This is a genomic window from Nocardioides kribbensis (assembly GCF_015070375.1).
GTDB lineage: Bacteria > Actinomycetota > Actinomycetes > Propionibacteriales > Nocardioidaceae > Nocardioides > Nocardioides kribbensis.
The window spans coordinates 54,984-68,464 of sequence record NZ_JADCLL010000001.1; the positions used below are offsets into that span (position 1 = coordinate 54,984).

A 13,481-nucleotide genomic window follows, 5' to 3' on the forward strand; every position below is an offset into this window, starting at 1 on the left:
TCAAGCCTGAGGCTTCACTGCGTCGGAGTGAAGGCACACGGCCTCAGCCGTGGCGCTCCGACCAGGCACGGAACGGCGCGGTCGGGTCCTCGACCGCCACCTGGGCGGAGGGCAGGCTGCGGTCCGCGGGCTCCCGGGCGTACTCGTCGTAGAAAGTCGCCAGGGTCATCCAGCGCCCACCGTCCTCGTAGTGCTCGCCCTCCTGCTCGCGGGTCGCGCCGAAGAGCACCCGGTCGGGTGCGGCGTAGTAGAGCGCGCCGAGGCACATGGGGCAGGGGTAGGCGGTGACGTAGACGTCGCAGCCCTCGAGGTCGGAGCGCCCCCGGGCGGCGAGGTCGCGGATCGCGGTGATCTCGGCGTGGGCGGTCGGGTCGCCGGACTGGGCCACCTGGTTGGCCGCCTCCACGACCACCTCGCCCGTCGCGGCGTCGACCACCACGCAGGCGAAGGGCTTGCCGCCCTGGTCGACGTTGAGCAGCGCGAGCTCGACGGCGCGCTGCGCGTGGCGCGGGTCGTGACCGGCGTCCGCCCCGGTGGGCGCGTCGCGGTGGGGTGCGGTCACGAGGACTCCTGCGGGTCGTGGTGGGGCGGCCGGGGACGGCCGCGCGGGTGAGGTGCCACACCACCACGGCCCGCAGGGGCCTGCGCTCACCCGGGCGGACCGGCTTGCCGGGGCGCCTGCGGGCGACCGGTCAGGCGGGGGCGGGGAACGGGAACACCGCGGGGCTGCGGTGGCCGTCGGGCCCCACGGCGCGCACCCCGAGCACGACGTTGTCCTTCGACAGGTCCAGGGTCGCGCTCGTGCCCCGCACCGCGACGACGTGCTGCCACAGCGGCTCGGGGGTCGGGCGCCACACGACCTCGTACGACGCTGTCTCGCCCGACCCGGGCGACCAGCTCAGGGTGCTGTCGTTGGTCAGCGCGGTGGTGTCCACCACCACGTCGCGCGGCACGCCCGGGGCCTGGGCCAGCGACCACAGTGCGGCGGCGTTGACCCGGGTGACGCCGGCGATGTAGTCCATGTCGCAGAAGCGCACCAGGTCGCCGTACTGCACGCCGTCCTCGACCCGCACGTCCTGGTGCTGGTGGGCGAAGTCCTCGGCCGGCTCGGTGAAGCGGGCCGCGGGGTAGCCCGCCTCGAGGAAGGGTCGGTGGTCGCCGCCGCGCAGGTAGCGGTCGAGGCGGTAGACCAGGCGCACCTCCATGCCGGTCAGGCGCGGGTCGGCGACCTCGGCGACGAAGCGGCCGAGCTGGCGCGTGGGGGAGTCGTTCTCCCCGCCGATCGAGAGCCGGGTCGCGGCGCGCGCCTCGTCCTCGCTCGTCGGCACGCCCTGCACGAAGAGCCGCACGCTGCGCCGGTCGCGCTCGCCGTCGTCGGCGCGGCTGCTGCCGACGATGTCGTCGGTGAACATGCCCTGGACGTCGGCGCCCTCCTCGGTGAGCTGGCGGGCCAGGAACGTGGAGCCGTAGAGGCCCTGCTCCTCGCCGGCCACGGCCGCGAAGAGGATGGTCGCGGCCGGGCGCCGGGTGGCCATGATGCGGGCGAGCTCCATGGCCACGGCCACGCCGCTGGCGTCGTCGTCGGCGCCGGGGGCGTCGGAGGTGGCGTCCATGACGTCGGTGGCACGCGAGTCGTAGTGACCGGAGACGACGTAGACCCGTCCGGGATCCGAGGAGCCCTCCAGACGCGCCACGACGTTGCTGATCCGGGTCGGCGCGGGGATGCGCGAGGCCGGCTCCTGCACGTACGACGGGACCGTGACGCTCATCCGCCCGCCCGAGCGCGCGGCGTAGCGGCGCATCTCGGCGGCGATCCAGTCGCGGGCCGCGCCGATGCCGCGCTCGGGGTCGTCCTGGCTCGACAGGGTGTGCCGGGTGCCGAAGGACACCAGCTTCTCCACGATGGCACGGATCCGGTCGGGGTCGACCTCGGCCATGATCGCGCGCAGCTCGCGGTCGGCGCGCTGGGCGCGCAGCGGGCGCCCGGGCCCGTCGGGCCACTCGGCGGTGTCGAGGACGCCCGACGGGCCGGGCCCCCGACCGGGGCCGGCCGCGGCGGCGGACCCGCGGGAGACCGTGGCGCCGACGGCTCCGGCGGCCAGCGCCCCCGAGCCGCCGAGCAGCCGGCGCCGGGTGGTGGCGGGGGGAGGCGAGGCCGGGTGGGGCGACGCCGTGGTGTCGCTGCCGGGGGCCTGGGACGAGGGGTGTGCGGGGTCGTGCATGGGTGTGCTCCCGTTCCGAGTAGACGAGGTGCGTGCCGTCCACCCTGCCACGCCGGCTCTCAGCCGCCCCTCACCTGCGGGTGGCAGGCTGGCGTCCGTGGCGACGCACACCGACGGGTCCGGCCCGTCCCCCGACCCCGCCCGTGGGCCCGCCCCCGACCCCCGCGGCCGGGCCGCCCGGGCCGCCGAGGTGCCCGGCTCGACCGCCGTGCCGGCGCCGCAGAGCCCGGGAGGGCTGCTGAGCCGCCGGCTGCTGCTCGTCGAGCTGGTCGTGGTGCTGGCGCTCTCGCTGGGGCGCTCGGCCGTCTACTCGGTGGTCAACCTGCTCGAGGCGGCGACCGCCCCCGGGGGGCTCGCCGGCCAGACGGCGTCGATGAACGGCTCCTACGCCCCGCAGCGACCGTGGTTCGACCTGGTCTACCAGCTGCTGGCCTTCGGCTTCTCGCTCGTGCCGGTGCTGCTGGCGGGCTACCTCCTGGTGCGCTCCGGCGCTGGCCTGCGCGAGCTGTGGGCCCGCGGGGGAGCGTGGCTGACCGGGCTCGACCTCGCGCGCGGCGCCGCGATCGCCGCCGGCGTCGGGTCGGTCGGGGTCGCCTTCTACCTCGTGATGCACGCCCTGGGCCTGAGCCTCACCGTGGTGCCGGACAACCTGCCCGACGTGTGGTGGCACATCCCCGTGCTGGTGCTCTCGGCGCTGGAGAACGCCATCGTGGAGGAGGTGCTGGTCCTCGGCTACGTGCTGGTGCGGCTGCGTCAGCTGGGCCTGGGCGACCTGACGGCGATCGTCGTGGCCGCCGTGCTGCGGGGGAGCTACCACCTCTACCAGGGCCTCGGCGGCTTCGTGGGCAACCTCGTCATGGGCCTGCTCTTCGGCTGGCTCTACCGCCGGTGGGGCCGGGTCATGCCGCTGGTGGTGGCCCACACCCTGCTCGACATCGGCGCCTTCGTCGGCTACGCCGTGCTCGCCGGGCAGGTGTCCTGGCTGCCGACCTAGGAGTGGTGCGCAGCCCCGTCGAGGCGCGTGACGCGCGTGACGACCTCCTCCAGCGGGGCCCGCGTGGTGCGGTAGGACGCCGTGGGGTGCCCGGGGTCGGGGTGGCCGAAGGAGATGCCGCAGACCACGCGGCGGTCCTCGGCCAGGTCGAGCACCTCGTGCAGCAGCGGCGACTGCCCCGCCAGGGCGGCCTGGGCGCAGGCGCCGAGGCCGAGGGCGTGGGCCGCGAGCAGGAAGGTCTGCACGTAGAGCCCGCAGTCGACCGCGCCGTAGGTGCCGAGCTCGGCGGCGGTCGTCACGACGGCGACGTGGGGCGCGCCGAAGAGCTCGAAGTTGCGCAGCCCCTCGGCGAAGGAGCGCTCCCGGTCGCCCTTGGCGATCCCGACGGCGTCGTAGAGCTGCCAGCCGCTCTCGCGTCGTCGCGCCTGCCGCTCCTCGGTGTAGGTCTCCGGGAAAGGGAAGTCGCTGCCGGCGCCGTCGAAGGAGGCGAGCATGCGCGCGCTCAGCGCGCGTGCGGCGTCGCCGGAGACCACGTGCACCTGCCAGGGCTGGGTGTTGCACCACGACGGCGTGCGCTGCGCGGCGAGCAGCAGCCGCTCGACCACCGCGTCGTCGACGGGGTCGGGCAGGTAGCCGCGGCAGCTCCACCGCTCGGCGAGGATGCGCTCCAGGACGTCGATGTCGCTCATGGGCGTCATCATGGCACTGTCCGTGACAGCGCTGCTGTCACGGTCGGGGGTGGGGCGTCGTCGCGGGCCGGGCGGCCACGGCCCCGCGGTCGTCGGTGGTGACCCCCGCGTCGGGATGCCATGCTCGGCCCATGAGCGCCTTCGACGCGTCGACCACGGTGGTCGTCGACGACCCCGACCACGGCCCGATCGAGCTCGACGTCCACCTCGCCGGGCCCGCCGACGGCGTGCCGGTGCTCCTGCTGCACGGCTTCCCGCAGTCGGCGCGCAGCTGGGGCCGGGTCGTCGAGCGTCTCGCCGGGCACGGCCTGCGCCTCGTGGCGCCCGACCAGCGCGGCTACTCCCCGGGGGCCCGGCCCGCCGCGGTGGCGGCGTACGCCGTGCCGCGCCTGGTCGCCGACGTGCTGGCGGTGGCCGACGCCCTGGACACGGGCCCCTTCCACCTGGTCGGCCACGACTGGGGCGCCTCGGTCGCGTGGGCGCTCGCCGCGCGGCACCCCGAGCGGCTGCGCACGCTGACCGCGCTCTCGGTGCCCCACCTCGCGGCCTTCGGGGCGGCCCTGCGCGAGGACCCCGAGCAGCAGCGCCGCTCGGCCTACATCCGGGTCTTCCGCGAGCCTGGCCGCGGCGAGGCCTCTCTGCTCGACGACGACGCCCGCGGGCTGCGCGCGCTCTACGGCGGCGCGGTCGCCGCGCCCGACGTGGAGGCCTACGTCGACCTGATGCGCTCGGGCGCCCTCACCCCGGCGCTGGGGTGGTACCGCGCCATGGACGGCGACCTCGCCGCCACCCCGCCGGTCACGGTGCCGACGACGTTCCTGTGGGGAGCCGACGACCTGGCCACCTCACCCACCGCGGCGCACGCGTGCGGGTCCCACGTGCGCGCCGACTACCGCTTCGTCGCGCTCGAGGGTGCCTCGCACTGGACGCCCGACGAGTGCCCCGACCAGGTGGCCAGCGCCGTGCTCGACCGGGTGCTGGACCGGGTGCCGGCGCAGGCTCCGCAGGAGGACCGGGACCGCGAGGCCTGATCCCCTCACCCCGAAGGACCGGATCCGCGCGAGCCCCTGGCGCGGCCGGCGACGGGGTGGTCTTCTGTAAGGGCCCTACAGGCTCACACCTGGCGGGTGATGGATCACCCGCATCTCCGGGTGAACCTAGGGCTGCCTGCTGCCTCTGAGCGTTCCCGCTTTCGGGGGGAGCAGGTTGCGACAAGCACCCCCCGGGACCCGTCCCGGGGGGTGTTTCCCGTCCCGGTGCCCCGACCGGGCGGCCGCGCCCGGCGCGGCGCCGGCGCCGGTGGTCCAGAATCGGGGCATGAGGTTCACCGAGCACGAGATGACCGTCGCGGTCGACGCCGTCGCGCGCAGGCTGTGGTCGGCGACGCGCCCGCCCTGGGGCCGTGGCGACCTCGCGACCGCCTGGGCCCGGCTGCCGCGGGAGAGGAGCTACCGCGCCAAGGTCGCCGCGGGCGACGTCGTGCTCCCGGTGCTCACCGCGCTGCCCGAGCGCCCCACGGTCGGCAGCCGGCCGGTCTTCAGCGACGCCGAGCTCGCCGAGGCGGCCGAGCGCGCCACCGGCGAGCTCATGGAGCACCGACGACCGGGCGCGTGGGACCGGCTGTCCGAGCGGCGCAGGCGGCGCCTGGTGAGCGGTGCCGTCGACCTGACGCGGGCCGCGCTGGAGGCCATGCCGGTGCGCCAGGACCCCGACGCGCTGATCGTGCCCGACCACCTGTGAGGCACGCGGTCGGGCGCGGGCGCCCGTGGCTCGCGTCGGTGGTGGTGTCGCTCGTGCTGGGCGCCGCCACGGGCTGCGCCGACGGGGCTCCCGGCCCGGGCGCACCCTCGCCGGGTGACGCGGCCTCGGCCCGGCCGGTCGGGTCGGCGCCCTGGCCCGACGGGCTGGCGGCCTACGTCGACCAGTCCCGCCTCGAGCGGCAGGGCCGCGAGGTGTTCGTGCGCCTGGTGGACTCCACCGACCACGAGCTGACCGCGCTGCGGGCCGAGGTGGGCTCCGAGCGCTTCGCCACCACGACCTGGACCGGGGAGAAGACCTTCCTCAACGAGGCCGACCTGCCCGTCGCCCTGCCGCTCGCACGCTGCGGCACGGGATCGGACGCCACGGTGAGGCTCACCTACCGCGTCGACGGCGGCCCACCGGTGGAGTCGACGACCACCGCCGAGGACCGGTACGGCGCGGTCGGGCTCTTCCTCGACCGCGACTGCGCGGCGCAGCGGCTCGCCGACGCGGCCGACCTCGAGGTGGGCGAGCCGCGGGTGGTGGGCCGCGGGCGGGGCTCGGTGCTGGAGCTCGACGTGACGCTGCGCCCCACCGGCGCAGCGCACCCCGCGACGGTGTTCCGCGGCTTCGAGGACACGGTGCTCTTCCGCCAGGCCGAGGGGTCGGCCTCGGTCGGCTCGGGGGTGCGGGTGCGCCTGGCCCCCGGGCCGCCCGAGCAGGTGCGGCTGCGGCTCGTGCCGAGCCGCTGCGACCCCCACGCGCTGGCCGAGGACAAGGTCGGCACCCTGGTCGGCGTGCGGGTGGGCGGCCCGGGGCTGCCCGCGGCGGCGTCGTTCTACCTGCCGCTGCCCGACGCCACCCGCGCGGCGCTGCGGGGCTTCTTCGCCACCCATTGCGGGCTCTGAGGCCCCCGCGGTTAGCCTCGGCCGGGTGCTGCGTCCTCCCTCCACCTCCCGTCCCAGGGCCTCCCGCCCCTCCACGGCCCGGCACCCGCGGCCGCCCGCGCGCCCGGCGGGCCTGTGCGCGCTGGCGCTGAGCGCCCTCGTGCTGGCGGGCTGTGGTGCCACCGGCACCCCGACGGGGCCGGCCGGCAGCGCCGGGACACCGGGCACCACGGTGCCCTCCAGCGCGTCCACCGCGTCCGACGCGGCCGGCGACGTCTCCTCGGAGGACTCGGCGGAGCCCACCGGATGGGGCCCGACCGTCGGCGAGGTCGAGCAGGCCCGTGCGCTGGTCGCGGGGTGGGACGCCGAGCGGCTCGCCGGCCAGGTCGTCGTGGGCCGCTACGCCGGCACCGACCCGGAGGTCGCGGCCGACCTCGTGGCCGAGCACCATCTGGCGGGGGTGTCGGTGACGGCCGAGAACGTCGTCGACGCCGCGCAGGTGCGGGCCACCACCGCGGCCGTCGAGGCGGCCGTGAGCGCCGACGGCCGAGACTTCCCGCCGGTCGTCGGCGTCGACCAGGAGGGCGGGCTGGTCTCCCACCTCTCCGGGGTGGCCACCGACTTCCCGGCCTTCGCCGCGGCGGGCGACGCGGTGGCCGCGGGGGAGAAGCCGGGTCGTGCCGTGGTGCGCGCCGCCGCCGACGCGCTGGCCATGGAGCTGCGCGGTCTCGGCTTCACCTGGGTCTTCGCCCCGGTCGCCGACGTCACGATCGGCGCCGGCGACCCGACCATCGGCTCGCGCTCGCCGTCGACCGACCCCGCCACGGCCGCCCTCGCGGTGGCGGCCGCGGTGGCGGGCTACGACCGGGCCGGCGTCGTCTCGACCCCCAAGCACTTCCCCGGCCACGGCGCCGTGGGCGTCGACAGCCACGTCGCGCTGCCGGAGCTCGACGTGAGCATGGCCGAGCTGGCCGACCGTGACCTGCGCCCCTTCGCCAAGGCGGTGCTGCACGAGGCACCGTCGATCATGGTCAGCCACGTCGCCGTCGACGCGGTCGCCCCCGGGGTGCCGGCGAGCCTGGCACCGGAGACCTACGACCTGCTGCGCGAGGAGCTCGGCTTCGAGGGCGTCGCCATCACCGACTCCCTGGGCATGGGCGCGGTGGCTGGGCGCGAGGAGCCTGCGGTGAGCGCGCTCGCGGCGGGCGCCGACCTGCTGCTGATGCCCGCCGACACCGCCCGCACCCACCGCACCCTGACCCGGGCCATCGAGGAGGGTCGCCTGTCGCGCGAGCGGGTCGAGGAGGCCGCGTCCCGGGTCGTCGCGGTCCAGCTGTGGCAGCAGCGGGTCGCCGGCGCGCGGCCGGTGCCGGTGGACGCCGCAGGTGCCCCCGACCTCGCCGCCCTCGCCGACACCGCGGCCGCGGCCGCCGAGGAGCTGGCGGCCGCGGCCGGGTGAGTGTCGCCCCTGCGGGGGGCACGGGACGTCTAGGTGGCCTCGGCGGGCACCCTCATCTCGCCCAGCTCCACCCACTCACGGTCCTCGACGACGACGCCGAGGATCGTGGGGGTCTGCTGCAGGTACGCCGGGAGCGTGCGCTGGGCCTCCTGGAAGTGCGCCGAGCCGACGTGGTCGGCGGCCGCGTCCTCGCGGAACGCGCCCAGCAGCAGGTACTGGCACGGGTCGTCGACGTCGCGCGACCAGTGGAACCACAGGCAGCCGGGCTCGGCGCGGGTCGCCTCGGTGAAGGCCCGCGCGATCTCGGGCCAGTCGTCGGCGTGCTCGGGACGCACCGTGAAGCGCGCCGTGTTGTGGATCATGTGTCTCCTCCTGGGGACGGGTCAGGCCGGCGCCGGGGCGCCGGGGGTGGGGCCGGCAGCGGGACGCACCCCGCTGCCGTGGTGGTCGACGGCTGCCTGGATGCGGGCGCCGAGCAGGGCCGAGACCAGACCGAGGGCGGCTCCGGCGAGGATCGCGACGAGGCTCCCGGTGAGGTCGAAGGCGGAGCCGAAGAAGACGGCCGTGCCGGCGAAGGCCCCCGGGATGAACGACAGCACCGACCAGGCGGACTCGACGCAGAGGATGAAGCCGACCACGGTCACCGAGAGCGCGAGCACCCAGGTGGCGGAGTCCAGCTCCAGCACGAGGCTGATGACGTAGCCCCAGGCCAGGCCGGCCAGGTTGGCGGCCAAGCCCTTGCGCAGCCCCTCGGTGCCGCCGCCGGCGGCGAAGAAGCAGGCCCAGGCGACGAAGGCGATCCAGGTGATCAGTCCGGCCTCGACGCTGACCCAGGTCCACGCCCCGGCCAGCAGGCCCACGGAGACACCGATGCCCAACAGGCTCTTCACGTCAGATCCCCTCGGGCGTGAGGATGGCCCGACCGCGCACGCGCCCGGCGTCGAGGTCGTCGATGGCGCTCTGGAAGTCGTCGAGGGCGTACTTCTGGGTGTGCAGCGTGACGTCGCCGCGGGCGGCGAGGGCCATCAGGTCGCACAGGTCGTTGTAGGACCCGACCAGGTTGCCGATGATGTTCTTCTCCGAGGAGATCAGGTCGATGGTCGGCACGTCGATGTTCTCGCCGTAGCCCACCACGTGGTAGTCGCCGGCCTGGCGGGTCATCGCCAGGCCCTCGGCGGTCGACCCGTTCTCGCCGACGAAGTCGACGACCACCTCGGCGCCGTGCCCGCCGGTGAGGTCGAGCACCTCCTCCACCTGGCGGCCCTCGGCGACGACGCCGTGGTCGGCGCCGATGGTGAGGGCCAGCTTGAGCGCGTCGGGGTTGCGGTCGACGACGATCAGCTCGGCCGGGCTCAGCGCCTTGAGCACCTGGATGCCGATGTGGCCCAGCCCGCCGGCGCCGATGACGACGCAGCGGTCGCGCGGGGTGAGCCGGCGGGCGGCCTTGGCCGCCGCGTGGTAGGCGGTGAGGCCGGCGTCGGCGAGGGCGGCCACGTCGGAGGGCTCGAGCGAGTCGTCGATGCGCACGACGCTGCGCGCCGTGGTCCTGAGGTACTCCGCGTAGCCGCCGTGGGTGTCGATGCCCGGGAACTGGCTGGTCTCGCAGTGCACGTCGTCGCCCGAGCGGCAGGCCCGGCACAGCCCGCAGGTGACGAGCGGGTGCATGATCACCTTGTCGCCCTCGGCGACGTGGGTGACCGCGCTGCCGACCGCCTCCACCCAGCCGGCGTTCTCGTGGCCGATCGTGTAGGGCAGCTGCACCTGGGACTTCTCGGCCCACTGGCCCTCGAGGATGTGCAGGTCGGTGCGGCACACCCCGGCGCCCCCGATGCGCACGACGACGTCGAAGGGGCCGGTGGGCTCGGGCTTGGGGACCTCGGTCATCTGCAGGTCCTGGTGGTAGCCGACCACCTGGACGGCGCGCATCGTGCTCATGCGGAGAGCTCCTTCGTGCTGGTGGTGGGACGGGTGGTGATCTCGGTGAGCGGCACGAACGTCCGGTCGGGGTCGGGTCGCTCGCTCTGGTCGGCCTCGGAGCCGGGGTAGCGGGTGGCGAGCAGGCCGCGGCAGAAGTGGGCGTTGCCGTCGATGGAGATGCGCGTCGAGCGGGCCCGGCGCAGCGCCATCGGCACCTCGCCCTCGGCGTACGGCGTGCCGTGCGCGTCGACGAGCACCGGCGAGGCCGGGTCGGTGTCCAGCCCGATCTCGCTCCTGCGGCGCAGCAGCGAGCGGGTGACCTCGTCGTCGGGGAGGTCGCCGAGCACGACGTCGCCGACGCGGGCCTCCTCGAGGTCGCTCCGCGAGCGCAGCAGACCGGTCAGGGCCCGCTCCATCGCGGCGGTGTGGGCCTTGCGCCGGAAGGTCTCGCGCAGCTCGTCGAGGTCCTGCTCGGCCTCGTGGCGGAACGTGCCGCGGTAGCCCGCGTCGGTGGCGAGGCCGGCGTTGATGATCACCGAGTCGTGGTGGTCGTCGAGCTCGACGACCACCCGCCCGACGCCGGGCAGCGCGCTGACCGCGTCCTTGGCGTCGGAGGCCATGAGGTAGGCGAAGTTGGGCGAGCAGAAGGACGTGGGCAGCCGCAGGTGGACGGTGACGTCGGTGGGCCCGCCCGTGCCGACCTCGACGCTGCGCACGAAGCCCAGGTCGGTGATCGGCTCGTCGAGCTCGGGGTCGATGACGACGTCCATGGCCCGGCGGACGCGCTCCTCGTCGAGCCCGGCCCCCGGAGGGGGGTCGAGCCGCACGCGCGTGGTCAGGGTCGCGGGCGCCATCACACGGCCGCCAGGTCGGCCCGCTCGGGCTGGCGCGGGCCGGTCGCGGTCTCGTCGGCGTCGGGCAGCCGCAGTCGCGCGGGCACCTCGAGGTCGTAGAGCTTGGCGGCGTTGAGGCCGAGGATCTTCTTCTTCTGCTCCAGGGTGATCGGGGCGTACTCGCCGAGCTCCTCGGGGATCTGGAAGTCCACGAACGACTCCACCAGCCACTTCGGGGTCCAGATGGCGTAGTCGCTGGAGAAGAGGATCCGGTCCTCCCCGATCCAGTAGAGGAGCTCGCCCATGATCTGGGCGAAGTACTTCGGCCGGGTGTGGATGAACGGCATCGCGACCGCGAGCCCGCCGTAGACGTTGGGCTCCTGGGTGGCGATCCAGCAGAAGTCCTCCAGGCGGGGCAGGCCCACGTGCTCGACGATGAAGTTGAGGTCGGTGAAGTCGCTGGCGATGTGGTCGATGTCGGCCACGTCGAAGGCGTCGCGGTCGAGCGGACGGATCGTGGGGCCCTTGTGCACGTGGATGTTGCGGATGCCCAGCTCCCGGCACGCCTCGAAGTAGCGCACCGCCCACGGGTCGTCGAGCTTCCAGCCGCGTGAGTCGCCGTGCCACTCGGCGGTGTAGAGCTTCACGCCCTTGAGGCCGTACTTCTCGGCGTCGGCGTGGAGCTGCTCGAGGCCCTGCTCGCCGTTGCGCGGGTCGAAGTTGTGGTTGTAGGTGAGCTTGTCGGGGTGGGCCTGGGCGAGGGCGAAAGCCTCCTCGGACTGGCCGAAGCCGGTGTTGTAGAACTCCTTGAGGTAGGCCGGCTGGAAGATCGCGTGGTCGGCGTAGCCGTCGGTGAAGACGTCCTTCATCAGCCGCTCGCCGCCCTGGTAGAGGTACTCCTCGTAGCCCCACTGCTCCGACTCGGGGCTGAGGTTGCGGTGGTAGTCGTAGAAGCAGTCGATGAACTGCTTGCCGTGGATGTTGCGCTGGTTCTCCGGCCGCGCGTCCCACAGCGCGATGTGCGCGTCGACGATGTAGAAGTCCTCACCGTTCTTGCTGTACATGCTCGATCCCCTCTGGACGGGTGACGGGTGTCACACCTGGTCTGGCTCGACCGTAGGCAGCCGGCGGGGGTGTCGCCGAGGGGTGCCGTGTCTCAATCTGAGACAGCGGGGCATGCCGTGGGCGGCGTCCCCGACGTAACGTGGGTCACACGACGGGGAGGTGGGACGTGGACGACGAGGTGGTGCCTCTGCGCGCGCGCCAGGTCGCACCGGGCGGTCCGGTGCCCGAGCGGGTGCTGGCCAGCTGGCAGCGCAGCGAGGACTACGGCGTGCCCCTCGACGAGGTCGACCCCGCCTTCGCCGGCGCCGTCGACACCGAGTCGCTCTTCTTCGAGTGCGGGCGCGAGGTGCTCGGCGGCCTGCACGCCACCCTGGCCTCGGAGCCGGTCTCGCTGATGCTCACCGACCACGAGGGTCTGGTGCTCGACCGGCTCTGCGGTGACAGCACCCTGCTGCGCGCCCTCGACCGGGTGCACCTCGCGCCGGGGTTCGCCTTCTCCGAGCGCGACGCCGGCACCAACGGGCTGGCGCTGGCGCTGGCCGACCGGGTGCCGACCCTCGTGCACGCCGAGCAGCACTACAGCGCCAGCCTGTGCGGCTACACCTGCGCCGCGGTGCCCGTGCACGACCCCGTGACCGGGCGCCTCGAGGGCAGCGTCAACCTCACGACCTGGTCGCGCTCCTCCAGCGACCTGCTGCTCGCGCTCGCCCAGTCGGCGGCCGGCACGACCGCCGCCCTCATGCTGGCCCGCTCGCAGGGCCGCTCGCCCCGCCCGCAGCCGCGCGGTCAGGTCTACCGCGTGGAGTCGGCCCGCGCGGTCAGCGGCTCGGCGACCCTGGCCGCCGCGCTCTCGGCGGCCTGGAACGCACCCGTGGCCGAGGCGGCCGCCGGGCTCGCGGCCGGACACGTCGTGCTCGTGCTCGGGGAGCCCGGATCGGGCCGGGCGACGCTCGGTGCCCAGGCGCTGCGGCAGGTGAGCCCACGCGACCGGATCCTCAGTGCGACCCCGCCCGACCCGCGCGACGTCGACGCCTGGCTCGACCTGTGGACCCCCGAGCTGGGCAAGGCCGGCACGGGGTTCGTCGTCGCCGACGTCGACACCCTCCCGCTGTGGGCCGCCGAGCGGCTGCGCGACCTGCTCGCCGCGACCGGCACGCGTGGCGGTGCTGCCACCGCGACCCGGTTGGTGCTCACCGCGCAGGACCTCCACGACGTGCCCGCGTCGCTGGCCCCGCTGGTGGGTGCGGTGGTCGGCGTACCCCCGCTGCGGGAGCGCCCCGACGACGTCGTGCCGCTGGCCGCCCACCTGGGCCGGCGCCACCGTGGCCGCGACCTCGGCTTCACCCCCGCCGCCGAGCGCGTGCTGCGCGACGCGTCGTGGCCCGACAACGTCGACCAGCTGGCCCGGGTGGTGCGCGACGCCGGTCGCCTCACCGACGTCGTCGACGTGCGGCACCTGCCCGCCGACCTGCGCAGGGCCAGCGCGCACCGGCTGACGCGGCTGGAGGCGGTGGAACGCGACGAGATCGCACGCGCCCTGGCCCGGCCGGGGGCCACGGTGACGGCGGCGGCCCGGGAGCTGGGGCTCAGCCGCGCCACGATGTACCGCAAGCTGGCCCACTACGACCTCAGCGCCCCCGGCCGCGAGGCACGGGAGCGCTGAGGAGGACCTGAG

Annotated in this window: 14 protein-coding genes; 6 read left to right on the plus strand and 8 right to left on the minus strand. The window is 75.0% G+C overall.

Annotated elements, in window-relative coordinates; genetic code table 11:
• Positions 1-43 precede the first annotated feature (43 nt).
• The gene (locus IR170_RS00255; RefSeq protein WP_193660782.1) at positions 44-562 is read right to left on the minus strand and encodes a nucleoside deaminase; all 519 of its coding nucleotides are present in this window, start codon (positions 560-562) and stop codon (positions 44-46) included.
• A 130-nt stretch (positions 563-692) separates the two neighbouring features.
• Positions 693-2,222 (minus strand): M28 family metallopeptidase, encoded by a 1,530-nt coding sequence (locus tag IR170_RS00260; RefSeq protein WP_193660783.1) that lies wholly within the window; start codon positions 2,220-2,222, stop codon positions 693-695.
• Between the two features lie 97 nt (positions 2,223-2,319).
• Between IR170_RS00260 and IR170_RS00265 the strand changes: the two genes are divergently transcribed.
• Positions 2,320-3,216 (plus strand): CPBP family intramembrane glutamic endopeptidase, encoded by an 897-nt coding sequence (locus IR170_RS00265; protein WP_251532875.1) that lies wholly within the window; start codon positions 2,320-2,322, stop codon positions 3,214-3,216.
• Here the strand turns inward: IR170_RS00265 and IR170_RS00270 are convergent.
• Complete coding sequence (locus IR170_RS00270) at positions 3,213-3,905, minus strand: nitroreductase (protein ID WP_227488372.1); 693 nt, start codon at positions 3,903-3,905, stop codon at positions 3,213-3,215. The genes IR170_RS00265 and IR170_RS00270 overlap by 4 nt on opposite strands.
• A 131-nt stretch (positions 3,906-4,036) precedes the next feature.
• On the opposite strand from IR170_RS00270, the gene IR170_RS00275 reads away from it, so the two are divergent.
• The 4 genes from IR170_RS00275 (at position 4,037) to IR170_RS00290 (ending at position 7,991) form a co-directional block, all read left to right on the plus strand.
• The gene (locus tag IR170_RS00275; RefSeq protein WP_193660786.1) at positions 4,037-4,936 is read left to right on the plus strand and encodes an alpha/beta fold hydrolase; all 900 of its coding nucleotides are present in this window, start codon (positions 4,037-4,039) and stop codon (positions 4,934-4,936) included.
• Between the two features lie 286 nt (positions 4,937-5,222).
• Positions 5,223-5,645 (plus strand): hypothetical protein, encoded by a 423-nt coding sequence (locus tag IR170_RS00280; protein ID WP_056864495.1) that lies wholly within the window; start codon positions 5,223-5,225, stop codon positions 5,643-5,645.
• A 44-nt stretch (positions 5,646-5,689) separates the two neighbouring features.
• Positions 5,690-6,553, plus strand: a complete 864-nt coding sequence (locus IR170_RS00285) for a hypothetical protein (RefSeq protein WP_193660787.1) — start codon at positions 5,690-5,692, stop codon at positions 6,551-6,553.
• Positions 6,554-6,578: 25 nt separating this feature from the next.
• Complete coding sequence (locus tag IR170_RS00290) at positions 6,579-7,991, plus strand: glycoside hydrolase family 3 N-terminal domain-containing protein (protein WP_319804829.1); 1,413 nt, start codon at positions 6,579-6,581, stop codon at positions 7,989-7,991.
• A gap of 29 nt (positions 7,992-8,020) precedes the next feature.
• Here IR170_RS00290 and IR170_RS00295 read toward each other — a convergent pair whose 3' ends face one another.
• The 5 genes from IR170_RS00295 to IR170_RS00315 are packed head-to-tail and all read right to left on the minus strand — an operon-like array spanning position 8,021 to position 11,805.
• Entirely contained in the window at positions 8,021-8,353 is a 333-nt protein-coding gene (locus IR170_RS00295) for a putative quinol monooxygenase (protein ID WP_193660788.1), read from the minus strand.
• 21 nt (positions 8,354-8,374) lie between these two features.
• Entirely contained in the window at positions 8,375-8,881 is a 507-nt protein-coding gene (locus IR170_RS00300; protein WP_193660789.1) for a DUF1097 domain-containing protein, read from the minus strand.
• Position 8,882: 1 nt separating this feature from the next.
• A complete protein-coding gene (locus IR170_RS00305; RefSeq protein WP_227488373.1) occupies positions 8,883-9,926 on the minus strand; it encodes an NAD(P)-dependent alcohol dehydrogenase in 1,044 nt (347 codons plus the stop codon).
• Positions 9,923-10,735: a metal-sulfur cluster assembly factor gene (locus tag IR170_RS00310; protein ID WP_319804830.1), complete on the minus strand. Its 813-nt coding sequence runs from the start codon at positions 10,733-10,735 to the stop codon at positions 9,923-9,925. Before IR170_RS00310 ends, IR170_RS00305 begins: the two co-directional genes overlap by 4 nt.
• 26 nt (positions 10,736-10,761) lie before the next feature.
• Entirely contained in the window at positions 10,762-11,805 is a 1,044-nt protein-coding gene (locus IR170_RS00315; RefSeq protein ID WP_193660791.1) for an amidohydrolase family protein, read from the minus strand.
• Positions 11,806-11,972: 167 nt separating this feature from the next.
• On the opposite strand from IR170_RS00315, the gene IR170_RS20130 reads away from it, so the two are divergent.
• The gene (locus IR170_RS20130; protein WP_193660792.1) at positions 11,973-13,469 is read left to right on the plus strand and encodes a helix-turn-helix domain-containing protein; all 1,497 of its coding nucleotides are present in this window, start codon (positions 11,973-11,975) and stop codon (positions 13,467-13,469) included.
• The last annotated feature ends 12 nt before the right edge of the window (positions 13,470-13,481 follow it).